The organism is Streptomyces sp. JJ66 (assembly GCF_019303495.1).
Classification (GTDB): Bacteria; Actinomycetota; Actinomycetes; order Streptomycetales; family Streptomycetaceae; genus Streptomyces.
On the sequence record NZ_JAEVFI010000032.1, the window covers coordinates 1 to 18558 of the forward strand.

Below are 18558 nucleotides of genomic sequence, written 5' to 3' on the forward strand. Positions count from 1 at the left end.
TGGGGGGGTGGGGGGTTGGGTGCGGTGGGTGAGTTCGATGTAGCGGCCTTGCTTGGTGCGGCCCCAGTCGATGAGGACTCCTCGGGCGGCGAGGGTGGGCTGAAGCCGTTTGAGGCGGTCGGAGAGGACTTTGCCCGTGGTGGGCCAGCCCTTCGGCAGTGGGCGGCACTCATCGCCGGTGTAGAGGCCGGTGAGCAGGTGCAGCCACTCTGAGGACGTCATGCGGGTGGGTGTGCCGGGGGTGAGGGCGGCAGCATGTTTGAGGACGGTTTGGGCGAGGAGGTCGCCTTCGATGACGTCGTCGTTGAGGTCGTCCAGGCTGGCCCGGTAGGCGTCCAGCGCGCCGAAGCCGGTGGCGGCGTCGAGCTGGGCGCACAGGTGGGCGAAGTCGGCCATCCGCAGATCGGTGGGGATGTCGGCCCCGGCTGCCCGGACCTTGACGGTCAGGTCTAGCAGGGAGCCGAGGATGACGGGCAGGGCCTGTTCGAACTCCGCCCACAGCTCGGCTTCGGTGCGCCGGATGATGGGGCGTTCCAGGCGCAGGGGCAGAAGACGTTCGGCGAGGTCGGGGCGGATGACGCCGACGTCGATGCCGGTCAGCAGCAAGGGGCGGCGGTAGCGGGACCGCACGACGTCACCGTCGGTGTAGAGGGCGCGTTTGATGGTTTCGGCGCCGGTGACGATGCAGCACATCAGGTCGGAGAGGTCGGGGGCGAGGTGGGAGAGGTTGTCCAGGGCGGTGACCCATCCGGCGGCCACGGCCGCGGTCAGGTTCTCCTCGTCTTTGGGGGCGCGGCGCAGGTCGGCGCTCATGCCTTCGATGATCCGCATGAGCATCCGGCCGCTGGTGGACTTGCCCGCGCCTTGGGGGCCGGTGAGGAAGGGGGCGGGGACGGGGACGGAGGGTCCCAGGCAGCCGATCAGCCAGGCGAGGGTCAGGCATTCGGTTTCGGCGGTGGCGAAGTTGCACAGCCCCAGCAGCAGGTCGATGCCTTTGCCGTCGGTGTCCTTGTGCGGGAGGGGGAGTTCGCCGGTGAGCTGGGTGCGGCGCCAGCACACCTCGTGCGGGTCGGGGGTGGCGATCGCCCATCCGGTGGGGTGGATACGGACGGATTGTCCGTCGTCGCGGCCCAGGTCCAGCCATGTCGCACCGTCGAAGCCGGGCGCGACGCGGATGTGGACGGGCTGTACGTCCTGGTTGAGGGCGAGTGCTTCGATCAAGTCGAGGGCCTCTTTGAGGGCGGTGCCGTTGAAGACGCCGTGTCCGTCGCGGAAGAGTCCGACCATGAGTTCTTGGCGGTGGCTGCCCGTGGTGCCCTGGGAGCGGATCGGGCGGGCCACGGGGTGGCCGTTGCGCTGGGCGTAGACGGTGCCGTCGGCGGTGCGGAAGTACCGGAAGTGCTGGCGGGCGTAGTCGGCGATGACGTCGCGGGCGGGGGGCTTGCTGTCCTCGGACATGGTTCACAGCCCCAGCCGGGTGCGGGCGTTGTTCCACGCCTCCGCGCAGTGCCGGGGCGACTCGCCCCGCGCCTGGGCGGCGGTAAACAACCGCGTGATGTGGGTTTCGGTCAGACAGCCGCACCGGCCGTGCGCGGACAGCACGGCCAGGAAGGTCCGGTAGACGGTGTGGTGCACGGCGCTGGGTGCGGCGGTGATACGTTCCTCAGCCATGGTGATGCCGCGCTCCAGGTAGGCGGGCGAGCGGTGACGGCACACACCGTGCCCGGCCGGCGCGGGCACGGCGAGCACCGGCCGGGCCGGGGGCGGCTGTTTCACCGCCAGCACACGTACCGCCTGCGGTAGCGGCACCATCGCGCCGTCTCCCGCGCCGAGCCAGCGGGCGTAGGACATAGCGGACTTCACGTCCACCCCTTCCCGGACGCCGTTGGCCGACCGCATCGTGCCCCGGTAGACCCAGTGCTCGCCCCGGGTGGTGGGCACCGTGCGGGTTGGGGGGAGGGTGGTGCGCGCCCAGTCCAGGGCCGCCGCGTCATCGAGGTCTACGACGGTCAGCCCGGCGCCGCCGGGGTGGTAGGCGAGCCCGGCTGCCTGGCGCCACGCCGGTGCCCAGGCCCGGGAGGTGAGGACGGTGGGGTCGGTGGTGGCGGCGGCCCAGCCGTGGCAGGGCGCCGCGCACTGGCAGTGCCCTGCGGCTTTCATGTGTGGCCGGTCACCGCACCGGCTACCGGCGCAGGAGGGGCAGTTGCCCACGGGCAGCTTGCCCGCCCGCAGGGGCATCACGGGCAGACCACGCGCGGCCACAGCCACCGCCTGACGCAGCAACACGGGGCGGAAGTCATAAGGCATGCTGGGGTTCTCCTGTCCTTTCGGGGGATGGGCGAATGGGGCGGCCCGGTCTTTGGCGAGATGTGCGGGCCGCCCCGTGCTGTGTCAGGCGTCGGGCGTGGTTCCGCAGCAGCACCCGTCGCCGTGTTCGGCGGTCTCGGGGGTGGCGGCGGTGAGGTAGAGCCGGGCACGGGTGCGATCACGGGTCGGGTAGCGCCGTACGGGGCCGATGGTGAAGGCGGTGCACAGGGCGGCGGTGATGCGGTCGATGTCGGCGGGGTCGCAGATGACGCGCAGCTCGAACACGGGATCACGCTCCCGTCTGCGGGTCGGAGCTGAGCAGCGCGGCGACGCTTCCACCGCATGCGCCCAGCCGGTGTTCGATGGCCGCCCACGACTGCCGGTCGATGGAGGCCAGGGCGTAGGCGGCGGCAGCGGTGTCGCCGCGTCGTGCGGCGTTGATGGCGTCGCGCAGTTCGCCTGCGGCCATGAGGGTGATGCGGTCGGGCATGGCGCGTGGCTCCTTAGATGTCGGGGATTGCGTTGATGACGGCGGTGAAGAAGTCGTTGATGGGTCCGGCGGCGCCGGTGGAGGCGAGGAAGAACCCGAAGCTTGCGGCGATGAACGCGGAGCCTGCGCCGAGGGTGCGGGAGCGCAGGAGCATGAAGAGGATCAGGCCGAAGATCAGGACGAGTGAGAGAGTGACGGCCATGGTGTGGCTCCTTCCGGGGGGTTCGGGGCGGGGTTAGTGGGTGCCGTCGCGGTAGAGACGGTGGGTGTGGTTGAAGGCGGCGCGGCCGATGCGGACGCGTTTGCCGTGGCCGCGGCAGCGGCGGCAGACACGGCCGCGTTTGGGTGTGCCGCGCCGGTCGGTGCGCAGCGCGAAGCCGATGCCGTTGCACTTGCGGCAGTCGCCGTACGGCGATGCGGCACACAGCGCGAGGTAACAAAAGGTGACGAGCAGCAGGATGGGTATAGCGGCCAGGGCAGGGGTCACGTAGGTGCCTTCCGGGCGGGGTTCACGGGTTTGCGCAGGTGGGGTTGCTAGGCGCTAGATCGCTGGTCAGGTGCGGATTGGGCTGCTAGCGGGGCTGCTAGACCTAGCAGCGCTGGGTGCTAGGTCTAGCAGCGGTGCGCGGTCAGTCTCCGGACCGGTTTCGGTTACGTTCCGCTATGGCGTTGGCGATGTCGGGGCGGTGGATGCCGCGCCGGTTTTTGCCCTGGCCGTCCTCGGTGGTGCCCCAGACTTGCTTGGTCTTGATGCCGTGGGGCTTGACGGCGCTGGTGACGTTCTCGCCCTTCCACCCGCCGTAGACCTCCGGCCGCAGCTCGGCCAGGCGGGCGGCGATGGTCTCGCACCACACCTGTTCCTCATCCGTGCCGATGACCGACAGGGCGTCGGCGAGCACGTCGTGGCCGGTGCCGGTGGCGGGTTCTTCGCCGATGGCGTGGCCGGTGATGTTCCCGTACTCCTCGCGGGCCTTGCGGGCGCGGGCGACGACGTTCTCCGCTTCCACGCCGTCGATGAACGTGCCGCACACGATGCGCGGGTCATCGCCCTCACCGGCCATCCAGCAGATGCCCTTGTCGTCGCGGGAGAACATGGTGGCGGTGTATCCGGCCTTGTTCATGCCATCGCCCAGCACCATGTCGTTGGCCTGCCAGCCCATGACTTTGAGGCAGAACCGCAGGACAGCGTTGGCGGAGATGCCGGTAGGCAGTGACTTGGCGTCGGGGCGCTGGGTGCCGAACATGCCGATGATGCCCAGAGCCGGGCCGCGCTTGCCGATGTCCTCGCAGATCGCCTCGATCTCCTTGCCGTGCTCGGCGTGTTCGAACGCTTTTTGGCACTCATCCAGGCCGATCACGATCGGGTGGAGCCGGTAGCGCTTGTCGCTGGCGAGCTGGGCTGTGACCTTGTTCTCCGGGCACAGACGCCGGGGCAGTCCCTTGATGACTTTCGCCCGGCGGCGCAGCTCGTCCTTGACCTCTTGCAGCGCTTGGCGGACGTATTCGATGTCCTCGTCTTCCTCCCCGGCGCGGTAGCGGTGGCACACCGGTTCCAAAGGCCCGAAGTCGCCGGTGCCCTTGAACTCGAACGCGTACAGCTCCGCGCGGGGGTCGAGTGCGGCAATGAGCAGGAACAGCCGCATCAGGAACGTCTTGCCCATGCGGGGAATGGAACCGACGACGACGGAGGCGAACATCAGCGTCACCGACACGTCCCGCATGCGCTGGTCGTTGCCGAAGACGACCGGCTTGAACAGGTCCACGGTGCCCGACTTGGCCAGCGGCCACTCGGGCTTGGTGGTTTCGTTCATCGGCTTGTCGCCCACCCACAGGATCAGGCGTCCTTCGTGCTCGGTGGGGTCGCCGGAGGGCCACACACAGCCCATCTTGCGGCGCATACCGGAGGCGAGCGCCTGCCGCTCCCCAATGACGTCTTCGGGGGTGACGCCGTAGGGCAGGTCGAGTTCGGCGCGGTAGCCGGGGCCGTCGCGCTGGATGTCGGAGGTGAAGCGCATGCCGTTCATGTCCCCGCCCTTTTTGATGGCGGCGTTGATCGCGGCGTTGCCGATCGCCCCCAGGCCCCGCAGCACGATCGTGGAGGTGAGCTTGGGGACTTCGGTGCGCAGCACCGCCGGGCCGATGACGGGCTGGTCCTCGGGCTGCCCGAGCCAGCCCATCGCGCAGGTGACCAGCACCCCGGACAGGGCCAGCAGCCACGCGGGGGCGATGACCCACATCGCCAGCGCCAGGGGGACACCGATCACACAGGCGACGGTGAGCACCGCGCTGCGCCAACGCACGCGCCGGTCGCGCTGGCGAGAGAGTTTCAGGTAGTCACCGACTCCGGCGTTCCCGGCCAGGGCTGCGGCCTGCCGCAGCAGCTCCCCCTCCGCATCGGCCGCCCACCGCATCCGCCCACCCACCATCCGGGCGGCGCCCCGGGGCGCGTAGCGCGCCAGGGAGACGGCGTAGACGCCGGTCACTACCCGCAGACCGTGGTAGCCGGTCGCGTAGGCCGCGCGGCGCACCGCACGTTCGCTGGTGGTGGTGAAGTCGCGCCGGTTGGTCAGCCAGCCGGGAAGGATCGGCCGCCGCTTCTCCGCCACCACCCCCGATCCGGGCAGCGAGGGAGAATCGACCGGACGCACCCGATCCGACCCCGGGTCATCCTCGCCCGACTCCCGCCCGACCGGATCGACCGATCCTCCGGCGGGAGGCGCGTCGATGAGGGGACTGGATGCATCGGCCGACTGCCGGGCCGATCGCGCCTTATCCAGATCGATGACCGCACCACCCGATCCACCCGCCGCAGGATCGGCCGATCCGCCGGTGGTACTCATCTCGTGTTGGAGCCGGGCGAACAACTCCCGCTCATTGTCGTCGTCGTGCGCGTGCGTCACTGACGGTTCCTTCCATGGGATGGGGAGGTATGCCGGTCCCGGTCGCGGACTGTGGCAGGTGAGCGACCGGGACCGGCATGGTGTTTTGGCTCAGAGCTGGTCGGGGTGGAGGGCGAAGAACAGGAAGACCAGATGCGGGGCGTCGTACTTCCCTGCTAGGGCTTCACGCACCTGCGAAAACGTCGCCGTGTGCGTGGTCTGGCCTGGAGTGACATCGATCGACCCGTGCTCCGTGGCGATAAGACCGTTGGCGGTTTGCACCGTGGCAATCCAGTGGTGCTTGATCGGCTCCTGCATGGGGGACTCCTTGTTCAGGGCGGGGTGCTGGTCTTCGGGGCGGGGCGGGTTCAGTCCTGGGGGGTGTAGTCGATGGAGTCGGCCAGAATCCGCATGGCGACGCTGCGGCTGTGCTGGCCTGCGTCGGCGGTCAGGGCGTCGGCGGGCTGGCAGTCGCCCTCGGCCAGGGCACGCGCGGCAGACGCGATCTCCTGCGGCTGCGGGATACGGCCTTCGGCCGGGGCGGTCGGGGTGGTCGGCTTGCGGTTGAACAGGCCCATACGGGCTCCTTTCGGTGGTGAACACGGGGCCAGGACCGGCCGCCGCGTCGAGACGGGCTGACGCCTGTTCCCGTGCCGGGTGCTACAGGCTGAACAAGGCGTCCTGGTCGGCGCTGGTCGTGTGGCGCTTGGTTCGCTGGGCCGCGCGGCGGGCGGCGTCGTGACAGTCGGGGCACCACGCCCACAGCTCCCCCGGCGGCAGCGAGGCCGCCGCCAGCGCGGAGAGCGTCAGGTCAGCCGGTGCGGCCAGCAACCGAACCGGGCCACGGTGCTTGCTGGCGTGCCGGTCATGCCCCCTGGGGCACCGGCCGCCCGCTTTGGTGTGGGGGTTGCCGCACTGCCCGGTGCACTGACAGCGCCTCCCGGCCATGGCCATGACGGTGCGCCACTGGTCGGCGTAGACGATCGGTTCGCTCATGCCGCCACCTCCGGCCCGGCGGTATCGGGGTCGCTGCTGCGGCAGGTCCACGGCGAGCACCCGCGCGGCCCGTCGTCGGGTTCGAGCAGGTCCAGCAGGGAGCCTTGCCGCTCGCGCCACTCGTGCGCGGTCACGGTGTCGATCGGGGCCTGCTCCAGTGGCACACAGGAGCGGTGCAGGTATGCCTCACCCAGCAGGGGGGAACCGGTGGCGTTGCCGCGTGCGGCCCCGGCTCGGATCGCGTGATCGAACGCGACCGCTGCCGCCCACTCGGCGGGCTGGTGGTCGCGCATCTGCCGCCACTGGGCGTTGGAGTGAAACGGGCACCCGATGCACGCGGACTTCGGGGTGGTCTGCCAGCCGCGCTTGGCCAGGTAGCGCAGACAGTCGGTGCGCGACCAGTCCAGTTCCAGCAGCGGATGCCGGTTACGGGCGTAGCCGATGCCCGAATCCTTAGCCCGGGTGAACTCGTCACGGCTGATGCCCACCCACTGCTCAGCAAACACGCCCCGGGGCACCCGCCCGGTGGGGTAGCCCAGCAGGGTGCGCACCTGCCGCTTGATCGGCTTGAGCTTGTACTCATCGGTGCACTGCCGCCGGATCATCCCCACACTGCCGTCCAGGTTCTTGACGAACAGCGGCATGGAAGCGAACCGGTGGGCCGGGTCCAAGGCATCGGTGCGGATGTTGCCCGCCGACACCCGGTAGACCGGGATACCCGCCGGAACGGCGACCTGCTGCTCCAGCCGCCCCAGATGGGCGTAGACGGTGGCGGGCTCCCAACCGGTGTCGGAGAAGACCGCCCCATCCAGCCCGGGCAGCCGCCCCTCAGCCTCGAGCAACAGCAGCGTGGTGGACTGCACCCCAGCACCCAGCGACAGCAACCGCAAACGCGGCCCGGCTACGCTCATGCCGCCACCGCCTCAGCGCCAGCGTGGGCGTGGGTGCGGTCGGCGCGCAGCGTCTCGCGCAGACGCCGCGCGTTGACCGGTGAACACCGCAGCTCGGTGCGCAGCCGCTCAGCCGCCAACTGCTCCACCGGCCAGTGCGCCGTCACCTCCCGCGCCTGCCCCAGCAACTCCTCGAAGGTGCGCTTGCCTTGCGGGCGCCGCCCCTTGCCCGCCGCGCGCTGACGCGGCTTGGGCGGTGTCGGCGGGGTGGGTGTCTGGTGAACTGGGTACGGGGCCGACTGGTGCAGATCAGACGCTGACTCTTCCGCATTCGCGTCGTCCAGGGCGGCGCGGGCTGCGTGCCGGGCGCGCACGACGGTGGCGGTGGTGCCGGGGTCGGCTCCGTGCACGTCCCGCCACGCCTGCGCCCAGGCGCCCTCGGTGTCGAGGGTGTGATGGGGGTGGGCGGCCAGCAGGTCCCGGTAGCGGCTCCACACCGTGGGGAAGCGTCGGCGTCGCTGCCGCAGATGCCGCCTGCGGGCACGCTCGGTGCGGCGCTCGGCCTGGGTGCCCCGGGCGGGGGCGGGGTGGCGGGCCAGGGCGCGCAGTTCCCAGAAGAACACCCCGCCCAGCGAGGCGGCGGCCAGCACCCACGCCAGCCACCCCCCGTCCTCACCTGGCGCGTGGGTGTAGTTGACGGCTGCCGCCACCCCCGCACAGCCCCACATCGCAGCGGTGAACGGCAGTGTCGGCCGCCCGCAGCGGCGGGCGCGTTCGGTGGCGAACAGCGCCACCCACGCCCCGGCTTCCAGCATCACCGCCAGCGCGACCGCGATCCCCACCCACAGCCCGGCCCCGATCAGCGCGGCGAGCTGGAAATACAAGGCCGGGACGATGGAGCACCCCATCACCACCACAGCGGCCACGGTGTCCCCCTCGGCCAGCAGACCCGACCACACGCGGCGGACCGCCTGCACCCGGCGGAGCCGTGCCCGCTCCCGCCGCGCGTCCCGCTCGATGCGGGTGGCGCGGTCAGCGGCCTGCCGCTCCCGTGCGTCGATCCGGTCCTGTTCACGCTGCGCGGCCCGGTCAAGGCGCCGTTCCTCGTAGTAGCTCACGTCGGTCCCCCGGTTCGGTCGGCCCTGTGCAGCCAGGAGACGATCACGACGACGGTCGGCCAGTCCCAACCGGCCAGCCAATCCACGATCCGGGTGTCGTACTCCCCCAGCTCGACACCGGCGCCGTGCAGCGCCTCCAGCAGCAAAGCCCGCTGAACGGCGGTGCCGACATATCCCCAGGGGCAGGCGTGGACCGGCCCCGTGGGCACGGGCGGAATCGGCGCGCTCATCCCGTCACCCCCCGGGTGCCCCGGCGTCCAGCGCGGCGGCCGTTGGCGGTGCGGGCGGCGGGCGCGGGGCCGTGGGCGATGCGCCAGCCACCACCGCCGCGCTTGGCCGCGTACATGGCCTCATCGGCCAGCCGCAGCGCCAGCGACAGGTCAGCGACCGGCAGTTCACCGGTCAGGCAGGCCCCGATCGAGGCGCCCGGGGTGAGGGTGTGGCCGTGGAAGGCCAGCGGCGTGCACAGCCGGGCATGCAAGGCATTGAGCAGCCAGGGCACGGCTACCGGGTCGGCCACGGGGATGACGGCGGCGAACTCGTCCCCACCCAGCCGCGCAGGCACAGCGTGGGGGCCGGTGTTCTCCAGCACCTCATCCAGCCCGCCAGCTGCACAGCGCAGGGCGTAGTCCCCGGCGGCGTGCCCGTGGGCGTCGTTGAGCGCCTTGAAGCCGTCCAGGTCGATGACCAGGACCACCGCCGGACCACGCCGCAGCAAGCGTGCGGCGGTGCGCTCGAACAGGGCGCGGGTGGGCAGTCCGGTGAGCGGATCGAGCCGGGCCGTGCGCAGCTGGCGGCGCAGCCACCAGCCATGCAGGCCCCACCCGGTCAGCAGTGGCGCGGCGGCAGCCGCAGCGGGAAACAGGGTGCTCATGCCGCACCCCCGACCACAGCCAGGACGGTGGCCACGGCCAGCAGCACACCGGCTGTGCGGNCAGCACGGTGACCGCCTCAGCCCGGCGGTCAGCGGCCATCTCCGCCCGCAGGGTGTCAGCGTCCAGACGCGCCCAGTGCGGGAACGTCCCCGGACACCGGCCAAGCCTGGGCCGGATCACGCCCAGCAGCACACCAGCGGCCGTCAGCAGCACCGCCGCCCCCAGGGCACCGGCCACCAGCGCCGGAACACTGAGAGACAGACGCGGCAGCGCGGTCCCGAGTCCGGCCAGCACCGCGCCGTTGAACGCGATCAACAGCGACGCCTTGGTGTCGGTGCGGGCGATCTCGGCCTTCACATCCGCCCGCGCCTCAGTGAGGTTGGCATCCGTGCGGTCCGGTGTGGGGCTGTTGGACGGGGCGTTCATGCGATCACCTCGGCAGGCTCGGCGGGCAGGCGGTTGGTCAGGTCGCGGCGGGCGTGAAGGACGCGGCGCCGGGCGCGGCGCAGCCGCCGTTCGTCCAGCTCCGTAGCGGGCCGCTCCAGCAGCGAGATACGCACATCCAGCAGCTCAACTTCCGCGCGGATCAGCGGCATCTCGGCCTCGATAGCGTCGAGTTCGGCGGCGGTCGGCTCCACATCCAGCGGACCGACCGCCGCCAGTGCGACGATGGGTTTCACGGGTCGTGACTCCTTTCAGGGCGGACGGCCCGAACAGCGGCCCCGGTGTTCGCCCACCGGGGCCGCACGCCGTCACAAGGGGATGAAGCAGGAAGGGGACTCCGGCTCCCCGTCACCCCGCCCGTACGGGCAGGGGAGGCAACCGGCCGCAGCCCAGTGGGCTGCGGAGGTGAAGGTGCCGCGCCAGTTACCGACCCCAGATGGGCGGCGGCGCGGGCAGCGGCCTACAGGCACCGTGGACGGTGCAATGCGAGCTAGCCAGGGACCTACCTGGGACTCAGCCGGACCCATGCGGAACTTCCGGCTTCGACCACTGCATCAACTGTTCAGTTCACAAGCCACACGCGCTTCCTTCGAGCCCGTTTCACGGAGCCCTCCGGGCGTTGGTGCAGGTCAACCGCCTGCACCCGGTTTCGGGCGCCTTCGGTTGCTAACTAGCTTGCACTAGTGCGCTGTAGTTGGCAACCCCTGTGGAGTGCTGCGCTCTAGTTCGCTGTGGTGGGTACGCTCAGAGCATGACTGCCACAGGAGGGCCAAAGCCGAAAGCGGTACAGGTCGCGGATGCACTTCGCGACGACATCAAGAAGATGAAGCCGGGAGATAGGCTCCCGTCACAGCGTGAGCTGATTGACCGCTTTGGATTCGCGGGCCAGACCGTCCAAAACGGTTTGGCCATGCTCCGGGCCGAAGGGTTGATCGTGTCGGCCGGAAACCTTGGCAACTTCGTCAGCGACGGGGCTTCCCCCGGCAGCGACGTGCGCGACGACATCAAGGACATCCGCTCCCAGATTCAGACGTTGACTGAACGGGTCGCAGCACTCGAAGAGCGCTCCGCCCCGGGCGGTGCGTGATCTGTAACCAGCATGCGAGGAACGGAAGTTGTGGGGTAAGTGACAGCTAGGGGACGGTGCGGCGGAGGGGGACATGTCCGGTGACATCCCTGTGTCCCCTTCCCTGTCCCCCGGGGGTGCGGGTGAGACTCGGGGTAGGCACTCGAAGGAGGGCACATGACCGACGACAGGCCCGCATGGGCACGGCGCATCGCCGTTGAGCGGACTGCACGGGACTGGTCGCAGCGCGATGCGGTCCGGGCGCTGCGGGCGCACGCTCCCACGGAGCTGCCCGCAGAGGACAGCATGATTCGGCAGTGGAAGCGATGGGAGGCAGGCCAGACACCCAACGACTTCTACAAACCGATCATCGCGGCCCTCTTCGGCACCGTGACCCACGCACTATTCCCTGCCCCTTCGCGGCGTGACGGGGACAGGGAAATCCTCGCGGCTTCTGGCATGGAGACGCTGGAGATCGTAAGTCGTCTGAACCGATCCGATGTGGATAATGCCACGCTCGAAGCTCTGCGAATTACAGCCGATCGACTCGCCTCGGAGTACCCCTTCATGCCGAGCGAGCAGCTTCTCATCGAGGGACGGCAGTGGCTTCGCCGCGTTGTGGACCTGCACAAGAAAAGCCTCACGCTCACGCAGCACCGCGAGGTACTTGCGCTATCCGGTTGGCTCGCGCTTCTGGTCGGCTGTGTCGAGTACGACACGGGCGCTCGCCACGCGGCGGAGTCAACGCGGCAGGCCGCACTCTCGCTCGCCACCGAAGCCGAACATGCGGAGATCGCTGGGTGGGCACATGAGATGCGGGCCTGGTTCGCACTCACGACCGGCGACTATCGGGGCGTCATCGCGGCGGCGCAGGCCGGAGCCGAGACGGCGGCAAACCACGGTGTGGCCGTGCAACTCGCTGGCCAGGAGGCCAAGGCATGGGCGCGGCTCGGAGACCGTCGACAAGTCGAAGTCGCCTTGGACAAGGGACGGCGCATGCTTGAAGGAATGCCACCACCCGAGAATCTGAGTAACCACTTTGTGGTGGACCCTGCCAAGTTCGACTTCTATGCAATGGACTGCTATCGCCTGGTGGGCGAAGACCGGCTAGCACGCACGCTGGCCGAAGAGGTGCTGCGGGCAGGAACGGACTTCGACGGCACCGAGCGCTCCCCGATGCGCAATGCCGAGGCTCGCGTCACGCTCGGCGTAACGGCAGCGCGTGAGGGTGACTTGGAGCAGGCGCTCATCATGGGTGAACGGGCGCTGGAAGGGGACCGACAATCGGTGCCGTCGCTCATCATGACCAGCCGCGAACTCGCTGCCGAGATGAGGCGCCGGTACAGCTCCGAATCAACCGCACAGGACTACCTCGCACGCCTTCATTCGCTCGCCCAACAGAAGCCCGGCTTCATGCCCCGATGAAGCTTCGTTGCGGCTACGACCGGTTCGCCGGGGCACCGGGCGCGAAGTTGGCGGTCGGTCTCAATTGAGGTCTCAGTTCCTCTCCGATCCGGCACTGTCCGCTGCCGTCCACCGATGTCCACAAACCCACTTTGACCAGGGGAAGAGCCGGTTTCGTGGACGCCTGTGGACGCTCCGGGATCAAGATCGGACAACTCGTAATGCGTAGGTCAAGGGTTCGATTCCCTTAGGCGGCTCCGCGTGGAAGCCCCAGCTAGACGTCTTCTAGCTGGGGCTTTGTGGTTCAGTGCACCCGGCGCGGCGCGGCGGGCGGTCCCGGTCGCGTGCTGGTGGTCTCAGTCCTGGACTTGGTTGCTGTTGGCGGCCTCGGCATGAACGCGGCTCCCACATGCTGCGTGGCGTCCGTGGAGAGCTGCGGGCGTTCCTTCGCGAAGTTGAGTCTCCGTTCGGGCGAGCGGTTCTCGGCGAGGGGTGCCAGCAGGCGGTGGGCGGCGTGGGGCCGTTGGCGGGGGCGGGGGCGTTTTGCCGCTGGGCTGGGAGGGGTTAGCTTCGCGGGGTGGGGATGTACCTGGTGAGTGTGGATGCGCGGGAGTGGTGTCGTGCGGGGGAGGGGGGTTGGGGTGAGGTGGCCACGGCGCTGCGTGAGGAGTTGCGCTGCCGGGGGCTGCCTCCGTGGTCGGCCGTGCCCGCTCGCTCCGGCGACTGGGTGCCGTTCGAGGAGAAGATGAGCCCGCCGATGGAGGGGTTCGACCGGTTGTGCCGGGCGCACCTCACTCCGGAGGAGGCGGAGGTCCTGGGCGGCTGGACGGTGCTGGTTCCCCCGGCGCTTCCGGGCCTCGTTCACCTGCCGGTGGCTTCGGCCTTCGCTGAGGAGACGACGGTCGCGGGCGCTCCGCAGGTGCTGGGGCTGGCGGAGCGGCTGGCCCAAGTGGTGGAGCTGCCCGAGGAGACACCCCGGCGGTGCGTCAACCTGGATCTGACCCGCTGGTTCATGGACGGCCCGGCCCGGCAGCTCGCGGGGGCGCGGCCGGGTGCCTGGAGCGACGATCTGGACACCGCCTTCTACGTCGCCCTCTACCTGCGGGCCGCCCAGCATGCGCTGCGTCAGCGGTGCCCGCTCGTCTACTCCTGAATCGTTCCCATCCCTGAGGACGCGCGGTGGCCCGCCCGGCCTGCCGGGTGCGCTGGAGTGCGCCGCGCGGGCTGAGGTGGGCTGCCGTCAGGGGAGGAGCTGGCGGACGAGGGCGTCTGTGGCCCACTCTTCCCAGCGGGTGGGGGTCCAGCCGCGGCCGGTGACGAGGAGGGCGTACGTCTCCGGGCTGAGGAGGGTCAGGGCGATATCGGCGGCCGTCTCCGCGTCGTGGCCCGCGCGGAGCTGCCCGCTGGTCTTGGTCATCAGGGCCTGGGCGAAGCGCAGTTGGACCGCGTGGCGCTGGTGCAGGTTGGTGCGCCACAGCTCGGCCAGTTCGGGGTCGGAGGCCGCCGCTGCGCGCACGACCTCCAGTACCGCCGCCGCGCGGTCCAGGACGCGGCGGGCCCCGGCCGCCTGACGGGCGAGCTGGGCGGCCGGATCGGGTTCCGCGAGGAGTTCGCGGGCCCAGGGGCGGTCGAGGGTCGCGACCGGATCGCTGTCGCCCGCGATGGCGGCGTCCAGGACCTCTTTCAGTACGGCCCGTTTGGTGCCGAAGGTGAAGTACACGGTCTGCACGCCGACGTGCGCGGTGCGGGCGATGTCCTCGACGGTGGTGCCCGTCCAGCCCCGCTCGGTGAACAGGCGGGTGGCGGCGTCGAGCATGCGGCGGCGGGTGTGCCGGGCTTTCTCCGCGCGGGTCAGGGGTGTGGGCACAGCGGGCTGCCTCCTCGATCGGAAACTTTGACTGTAGTGCTACTACAGTGTAATCACTGGAGTATGACTACAGCGAAAACGCGTGACGGCCAGGCCGGACGGATTCTGGTCGCCGGAGGGTACGGAGCGGTCGGCGCCGGGGTGACGCGCACCCTGGAGCGGTGGTTCCCCGGCCGGGTGGTCCCGGGCGGGCGGGACGCGGCCAGGGCGCGACGGCACGGCGGCGTGCGGCTCGACATCGGCGACGCGGCCCAGGTGCGCTCGGTGCTGGACGTGTTGGGCGACGTGGCCGTGGTGGTGCTGTGCGTCGAGCCCGCGGACGCGACGGTCGCGCGGCTGTGCCTGGAACGAGGGGTCCACCTCGTGGACGTCGGAGCGACCCTCCGGCTGCTCGACGCGGTGGAGGAGCTGCACGGTCTCGCGGCTGGAGCGGGCGCCACGGCCGTGCTCAGCGTCGGCGTGGCCCCCGGGCTGACCAACCTGCTCGCCCGCCGCGCCCACGACGCCCTCGGCGGTGCCGAGCGGCTGGACTTCGCCGTGCTCCTGGGCTCCGGAGAGCGGCACGGCGCCGACGCGCTGCGCTGGACCGTCACCGGGCTGTCCGCACCGTCCCCGGCCCGGCCGGTGCGCACAGCGCTGCCGGGGTACGGCACCCGGACCGTCCACCCGTTCCCCTTCTCCGACCAGTACACCCTGCGCCGCACGCTCGGCGTCCCGGAAGCGACCACCCGGCTGTGCCTGGACTCCCGGCCACTGACGAGCGCGCTCTTCGCCCTGCGCCGCACCGGACTGCTGCGCGGCGTCCGGCGTCCGCTCCCGCAACGCCTGCTGACCCGGGCGTTCAGCCGGATACACCTCGGAGGTGACGGCTTCGCGGTGCGGGCCGACGCCCACCACGGCGGGCGGCACGCCGCCTATGCCCTTACCGGGCGCGAACAGAGCCGGGTGACGGGCCTGGTGGCCGCGCACGTGGCTCGCGAACTGCTCACCGGGAGCCTCCCGGCCGGGGTGCACCACATCGAGCAACTCCCCGTGTTCGCCGACCTGCCCGAGCGCCTCGCCCCGCACGGGGTCACCCTGCGAGCCCTCACCGGCGCCGGGCGGTGAGCGGGCCGGTGGTCTGCGGCGCCGGGCGGTGAACGGGACCGGGCGGTGGTGAACGGGTCAGGCAGTGAACGGGCCGGGCGGGGGTGGTCACGCCAACCCCGCCCGCCCCACTGGCACCTGTAGAACCGGGAGACCGATGGCCCGGCGGCGCGCCCAGCGCCGATGTGCCGCCGGGCATTGACCTTGTCGCGACGTCAACGTCTGTACTGAACGCATGCGTATCGGAGAACTCGCCGCGCTGGCCGGGGTCAGCACCCGCACGGTGCGGCACTACCACCGGATCGGCCTGCTGCCCGAACCCGCGCGGCGCACCAACGGTTACCGCACCTACGGTCTGCGCGACGCCGTGCGGCTGGTGCGCGTGCGGCGGCTGACGGAGCTGGGGCTCACTCTGGACGAGGTCGCCGACGTCCTCGCCGACGACGCGGGGCGCGAGCTGCGCGAGGTGCTGGACGAGCTGGACGCCGACCTGGCCGGGCAGGAGCGGGCGCTGCGCGAGCAGCGGGCGCGCCTCGCGGAGCTGCGGGACCAGCTGCCGACCGGGGCGGACGACGCGGGCCGCGCCGACGGGCCGGTGTCGCCGGAGCTGGCCGGGCTGCTGCGGGAGATGGCGCGCACCTCGGCCGCGCGCGGCGGGCCAGAGCCGGACATGGCGGTCCGTGAGCGCGAGCTGATGGTGCTGCTGGATGGCGCGGCCGCACCCGACTCCCGGGGGTGGCTGCCGAGCATGGTGGACGCGCTCGGGTCCGACCCGGAGGCGCTGGCCCGTGCTTATGACCTCTACGCCCGCATGGACGAGCTGGCCGACGCGCCCGTGGACGATCCGCGCGTGGAGGTGCTCGCCCGGGAGGTGGTCGCGGCGCTCCCCGAGGACGTCGCCCGCGAGGTGGGTCAGGAGATGGCGTCCGCGGGGCCGGGGGTGCTGGATAGGCGCACGGGTGACGGTTTCGCCCGGGCGCTGTTCGCCGCGTACACGCCCGCGCAGGCTGAGGTGCTGGCGCGGGCGATCGGCCTGCTGGCGGAGCGCGCGGAGGGAGCACGGTGAGCGGCGGCACGGCTCGGTCCGGGGGTACGGGGCTGCCGGTGCGACACCAGCGGGTGCTCGCGCGGGGGCGCGGGGCCATGGGGCGGCTGATGCGGCACGAGGGGGCACTCGCGGTGAGCCTGCTGCGGTGGGTCGCGCGGCGGCCCGCGCACGGGGTCGGCCCGGGTGACACCGCCGTCGGCTACGCCTCCGCGCAGGCGGTCACGATGTGGGTGGCGGTTTTCGCGTCGGTGGTGGAGACAGTGGTGCTCGCGCTGCTCGTCCCGTGGCCGCTCGTCCACCTGCTGGCGCTGGTGGTGGGCTTGTGGAGCGTCTTCTTCGCCCTCGGCCACCATGCGGCCTGCACGGTGCGCCCGCACGTGGTGGGCGCGGACGGCTCGCTGCGGGTGCGGTACGGGGCATTGCTGGATGTCCGCGTCCCGGCGGAGTGCATCGCCGCCGTCCGCCTGGAGCGGCGCTTTCCGGAGGGCGGGCTGCTGCGGCTGGGGGAGGACGGCACGGTGGACATCGCCGTGGCAGGGCAGACGACGGTGACGGTCGAGCTGAGCGGGCCGGTGATGTTCCGGCGCCCGCTGGGCCGGGCCGCACGGGCGTCCCGCGCACTGCGGTTCCACGCGGACGACGCGCGGGCCGTGGCGACGGCGCTGGAGCGGGCGGTGCGCGGCCGAAAGGCGGCTGTCAGTGGTGAGTGGGAGCCTGTGAGACGTAAGGGAATTCGCTGCGGAGACACGTGAAGGACGCAGAAGGACGCAGGAGGACCATGCCATGATCACAACGGATTTCGTGCCCGGTTCACCCTCCTGGCTTGACTTGGGCGCGCCCGACATCGCCGCCGCCAGCCGCTTCTACGGCGCGGTGTTCGACTGGGAAACGGAGACGTACGAGGACGCGGGTTACGCCATCTTCCGCAGCGGCGGCAAGGCCGCGGCGGCGGTGGGCAAGCTGGAGGAGGAAGGTGCGCGCTCGGCCTGGATGAGCTACTTCCACACCGACGACGCCGACGCCACGGCGCAGGCGGTGGAGCGGCTGGGCGGCACGGTGCGCGCGGCCCCGTTCGACGTGGACGGGGAGGGGCGGATGGCCCAGTTCTCCGACCCGCAGGGCGGCCAGTTCGCGGTGTGGCAGCCCGGGAAGACCGTGGGCCTGGGCATCGCGGACGAGCCGAACAGCCTGTGCTGGACGGAGCTCTACACCACGGACGCGGCGGACGCGCAGCGGTTCTACGGCGAGCTCTTCGGCTGGACGACGAGCGACATGCCGCTGCCCGGTGACGGGGGCACGTACGTGCTCGTCACGCCGGCGGGGCAGCCGGAGGAGCGCATGCACGGCGGCATCATGGAGATGCCCGCCGAGGCGCTGACGGCCACCGGCGGCCGCGCCTACTGGCACCCGGTGTTCGCGGTGGCCGACTGTGACGCGACGCTCGCCCGTATCACCGGCAACGGCGGGTCGGTGCAGATGGGCCCGGAGGACGCGGAGGGCGTCGGCCGCCTGGCCGTCTGTGTGGACCCCTTCGGCGCGGGCTTCGTCGTCCTGACCCCGGCCTCGCCGCCCGAGGCGTGACGGACGGGCGCGGGGTGCGGCGGTCGGCGGCGCGCGGCTCCGGCTTGCCGGTGTGCAGGCGCGCCCCCGCTCGTTCGACCGTTCCAGCGTCCGGCGAAGGGGACGCGTGACGTGTCTTGGGGGTCCGCAGCGCTCGCGTGCCTCGCCGGTCTGTGGGGCCAGCTGAGCCGGGCAGGCCGCCGGAGGCGCGGGAGTGCCCTACCGGGGGTCGGCGGCGGCCATGGCGTCCAGGACGAGGTCGGCGGCGTCGTCGATGCGGTCGGCGGCCTCGGTGAGGGTGAGGGTGGCGGGGAAGCGCTTCATCTTCAGGCTGGTGCGCTCCTCGATGATCGACATCAGCTCGGTGAGGGAGAGGGAGTCCAGCTCCAGCTCCGCGAAGGTGGCGTCGGGGTGGAGGTTGCGGCGCGGGAGACCGAAGGTCTCCCTCAGCACGTCGGTCAGCAGGGTGAAGGCAACGGACGTGTCGGAGGCGGTGGACGCGGTGGAGATGGCCATGGCTTCCTCCCG

The 18558-nt window shown here is 71.2% G+C and carries 24 protein-coding genes and 1 pseudogene; 7 read left to right on the forward strand and 18 right to left on the reverse strand.

Annotated elements, in window-relative coordinates; all coding sequences use genetic code 11:
• The 16 genes and pseudogenes from JJV70_RS19190 to JJV70_RS19265 form a co-directional block, all read right to left on the reverse strand.
• A partial coding sequence (locus tag JJV70_RS19190) for an ATP-binding protein (RefSeq protein ID WP_219049260.1) occupies positions 1–1458 on the reverse strand: 1458 nt, incomplete at its 3' end.
• 3 nt (positions 1459–1461) lie between these two features.
• Positions 1462–2307 carry a bifunctional DNA primase/polymerase gene (locus tag JJV70_RS19195; RefSeq protein WP_219049261.1) on the reverse strand — a complete coding sequence of 282 codons (846 nt, stop codon included), beginning with the start codon at positions 2305–2307 and terminating at the stop codon, positions 1462–1464.
• Between the two features lie 84 nt (positions 2308–2391).
• On the reverse strand, positions 2392–2592 hold the full coding sequence (locus tag JJV70_RS19200) for a hypothetical protein (protein ID WP_219049408.1): 201 nt from the start codon (positions 2590–2592) through the stop codon (positions 2392–2394).
• 4 nt (positions 2593–2596) lie between these two features.
• Positions 2597–2797: a hypothetical protein gene (locus JJV70_RS19205; protein ID WP_219049262.1), complete on the reverse strand. Its 201-nt coding sequence runs from the start codon at positions 2795–2797 to the stop codon at positions 2597–2599.
• A 13-nt stretch (positions 2798–2810) separates the two neighbouring features.
• Entirely contained in the window at positions 2811–2999 is a 189-nt protein-coding gene (locus JJV70_RS19210) for a hypothetical protein (RefSeq protein WP_219049263.1), read from the reverse strand.
• Between the two features lie 33 nt (positions 3000–3032).
• The gene (locus JJV70_RS19215) at positions 3033–3284 is read right to left on the reverse strand and encodes a hypothetical protein (protein WP_219049264.1); all 252 of its coding nucleotides are present in this window, start codon (positions 3282–3284) and stop codon (positions 3033–3035) included.
• A 142-nt stretch (positions 3285–3426) separates the two neighbouring features.
• Positions 3427–5637 carry a cell division protein FtsK gene (locus JJV70_RS19220; RefSeq protein ID WP_219049389.1) on the reverse strand — a complete coding sequence of 737 codons (2211 nt, stop codon included), beginning with the start codon at positions 5635–5637 and terminating at the stop codon, positions 3427–3429.
• 150 nt (positions 5638–5787) lie between these two features.
• Positions 5788–5994 carry a hypothetical protein gene (locus tag JJV70_RS19225; RefSeq protein ID WP_219049265.1) on the reverse strand — a complete coding sequence of 69 codons (207 nt, stop codon included), beginning with the start codon at positions 5992–5994 and terminating at the stop codon, positions 5788–5790.
• Between the two features lie 50 nt (positions 5995–6044).
• Positions 6045–6254, reverse strand: coding sequence for a hypothetical protein (locus JJV70_RS19230; protein WP_219049266.1), 210 nt, complete (start codon positions 6252–6254; stop codon positions 6045–6047).
• An 82-nt stretch (positions 6255–6336) separates the two neighbouring features.
• Complete coding sequence (locus JJV70_RS19235) at positions 6337–6672, reverse strand: hypothetical protein (protein WP_219049267.1); 336 nt, start codon at positions 6670–6672, stop codon at positions 6337–6339.
• The gene (locus JJV70_RS19240; RefSeq protein ID WP_257574223.1) at positions 6669–7583 is read right to left on the reverse strand and encodes a hypothetical protein; all 915 of its coding nucleotides are present in this window, start codon (positions 7581–7583) and stop codon (positions 6669–6671) included. Before JJV70_RS19240 ends, JJV70_RS19235 begins: the two co-directional genes overlap by 4 nt.
• Positions 7580–8680, reverse strand: coding sequence for a hypothetical protein (locus JJV70_RS19245; protein ID WP_219049268.1), 1101 nt, complete (start codon positions 8678–8680; stop codon positions 7580–7582). Before JJV70_RS19245 ends, JJV70_RS19240 begins: the two co-directional genes overlap by 4 nt.
• Complete coding sequence (locus JJV70_RS19250) at positions 8677–8910, reverse strand: hypothetical protein (protein WP_219049269.1); 234 nt, start codon at positions 8908–8910, stop codon at positions 8677–8679. The genes JJV70_RS19245 and JJV70_RS19250 overlap by 4 nt, the downstream gene beginning before the upstream one ends.
• Positions 8907–9554, reverse strand: coding sequence for a GGDEF domain-containing protein (locus JJV70_RS19255; RefSeq protein WP_219049270.1), 648 nt, complete (start codon positions 9552–9554; stop codon positions 8907–8909). The genes JJV70_RS19250 and JJV70_RS19255 overlap by 4 nt, the downstream gene beginning before the upstream one ends.
• Positions 9555–9696: 142 nt before the next feature.
• Positions 9697–9981: pseudogene (locus JJV70_RS19260) on the reverse strand (integral membrane plasmid transfer protein); the annotation flags it as partial.
• A complete protein-coding gene (locus JJV70_RS19265; protein WP_219049271.1) occupies positions 9978–10235 on the reverse strand; it encodes a DUF6284 family protein in 258 nt (85 codons plus the stop codon). The pseudogene JJV70_RS19260 and the gene JJV70_RS19265, both read right to left, overlap by 4 nt.
• A gap of 515 nt (positions 10236–10750) precedes the next feature.
• Here JJV70_RS19265 and JJV70_RS19270 point away from each other — a divergent pair.
• The 3 genes from JJV70_RS19270 (at position 10751) to JJV70_RS19280 (ending at position 13622) form a co-directional block, all read left to right on the forward strand.
• On the forward strand, positions 10751–11086 hold the full coding sequence (locus JJV70_RS19270) for a winged helix-turn-helix domain-containing protein (RefSeq protein WP_219049272.1): 336 nt from the start codon (positions 10751–10753) through the stop codon (positions 11084–11086).
• A 156-nt stretch (positions 11087–11242) separates the two neighbouring features.
• A complete protein-coding gene (locus JJV70_RS19275; RefSeq protein ID WP_219049273.1) occupies positions 11243–12490 on the forward strand; it encodes an XRE family transcriptional regulator in 1248 nt (415 codons plus the stop codon).
• A gap of 625 nt (positions 12491–13115) precedes the next feature.
• A complete protein-coding gene (locus JJV70_RS19280; RefSeq protein ID WP_308294906.1) occupies positions 13116–13622 on the forward strand; it encodes a hypothetical protein in 507 nt (168 codons plus the stop codon).
• An 87-nt stretch (positions 13623–13709) separates the two neighbouring features.
• Here JJV70_RS19280 and JJV70_RS19285 read toward each other — a convergent pair whose 3' ends face one another.
• The gene (locus JJV70_RS19285) at positions 13710–14336 is read right to left on the reverse strand and encodes a helix-turn-helix domain-containing protein (RefSeq protein WP_308294907.1); all 627 of its coding nucleotides are present in this window, start codon (positions 14334–14336) and stop codon (positions 13710–13712) included.
• Positions 14337–14399: 63 nt separating this feature from the next.
• Between JJV70_RS19285 and JJV70_RS19290 the strand changes: the two genes are divergently transcribed.
• The 4 genes from JJV70_RS19290 to JJV70_RS19305 all read left to right on the forward strand — a co-directional run bounded on the left by JJV70_RS19290 (position 14400) and on the right by JJV70_RS19305 (position 18051).
• The gene (locus JJV70_RS19290) at positions 14400–15443 is read left to right on the forward strand and encodes a saccharopine dehydrogenase NADP-binding domain-containing protein (RefSeq protein ID WP_257574224.1); all 1044 of its coding nucleotides are present in this window, start codon (positions 14400–14402) and stop codon (positions 15441–15443) included.
• Between the two features lie 214 nt (positions 15444–15657).
• Complete coding sequence (locus tag JJV70_RS19295; protein ID WP_219049275.1) at positions 15658–16488, forward strand: MerR family transcriptional regulator; 831 nt, start codon at positions 15658–15660, stop codon at positions 16486–16488.
• Positions 16489–16526: 38 nt separating this feature from the next.
• Positions 16527–17222 carry a hypothetical protein gene (locus tag JJV70_RS19300; RefSeq protein WP_219049276.1) on the forward strand — a complete coding sequence of 232 codons (696 nt, stop codon included), beginning with the start codon at positions 16527–16529 and terminating at the stop codon, positions 17220–17222.
• A 31-nt stretch (positions 17223–17253) separates the two neighbouring features.
• Positions 17254–18051: a VOC family protein gene (locus JJV70_RS19305; RefSeq protein WP_219049277.1), complete on the forward strand. Its 798-nt coding sequence runs from the start codon at positions 17254–17256 to the stop codon at positions 18049–18051.
• 198 nt (positions 18052–18249) lie between these two features.
• On the opposite strand, the gene JJV70_RS19310 is transcribed toward JJV70_RS19305, so the two are convergent.
• On the reverse strand, positions 18250–18546 hold the full coding sequence (locus tag JJV70_RS19310) for an acyl carrier protein (protein ID WP_219049278.1): 297 nt from the start codon (positions 18544–18546) through the stop codon (positions 18250–18252).
• Positions 18547–18558 lie beyond the last annotated feature (12 nt).

Coding starts and splice junctions, on each gene's coding strand:
- JJV70_RS19195 (WP_219049261.1), bottom strand. CDS start 2,307: ATGCCTTATGACTTCCGCCCCGTGTTGCTGCGTCAGGCGGTGGCTGTG.
- JJV70_RS19205 (WP_219049262.1), bottom strand. CDS start 2,797: ATGCCCGACCGCATCACCCTCATGGCCGCAGGCGAACTGCGCGACGCC.
- JJV70_RS19210 (WP_219049263.1), bottom strand. CDS start 2,999: ATGGCCGTCACTCTCTCACTCGTCCTGATCTTCGGCCTGATCCTCTTC.
- JJV70_RS19220 (WP_219049389.1), bottom strand. CDS start 5,637: ATGAGTACCACCGGCGGATCGGCCGATCCTGCGGCGGGTGGATCGGGT.
- JJV70_RS19225 (WP_219049265.1), bottom strand. CDS start 5,994: ATGCAGGAGCCGATCAAGCACCACTGGATTGCCACGGTGCAAACCGCC.
- JJV70_RS19230 (WP_219049266.1), bottom strand. CDS start 6,254: ATGGGCCTGTTCAACCGCAAGCCGACCACCCCGACCGCCCCGGCCGAA.
- JJV70_RS19235 (WP_219049267.1), bottom strand. CDS start 6,672: ATGAGCGAACCGATCGTCTACGCCGACCAGTGGCGCACCGTCATGGCC.
- JJV70_RS19240 (WP_257574223.1), bottom strand. CDS start 7,583: ATGAGCGTAGCCGGGCCGCGTTTGCGGTTGCTGTCGCTGGGTGCTGGG.
- JJV70_RS19250 (WP_219049269.1), bottom strand. CDS start 8,910: ATGAGCGCGCCGATTCCGCCCGTGCCCACGGGGCCGGTCCACGCCTGC.
- JJV70_RS19255 (WP_219049270.1), bottom strand. CDS start 9,554: ATGAGCACCCTGTTTCCCGCTGCGGCTGCCGCCGCGCCACTGCTGACC.
- JJV70_RS19270 (WP_219049272.1), top strand. CDS start 10,751: ATGACTGCCACAGGAGGGCCAAAGCCGAAAGCGGTACAGGTCGCGGAT.
- JJV70_RS19275 (WP_219049273.1), top strand. CDS start 11,243: ATGACCGACGACAGGCCCGCATGGGCACGGCGCATCGCCGTTGAGCGG.
- JJV70_RS19290 (WP_257574224.1), top strand. CDS start 14,400: ATGACTACAGCGAAAACGCGTGACGGCCAGGCCGGACGGATTCTGGTC.
- JJV70_RS19295 (WP_219049275.1), top strand. CDS start 15,658: ATGCGTATCGGAGAACTCGCCGCGCTGGCCGGGGTCAGCACCCGCACG.
- JJV70_RS19305 (WP_219049277.1), top strand. CDS start 17,254: ATGATCACAACGGATTTCGTGCCCGGTTCACCCTCCTGGCTTGACTTG.
- JJV70_RS19310 (WP_219049278.1), bottom strand. CDS start 18,546: ATGGCCATCTCCACCGCGTCCACCGCCTCCGACACGTCCGTTGCCTTC.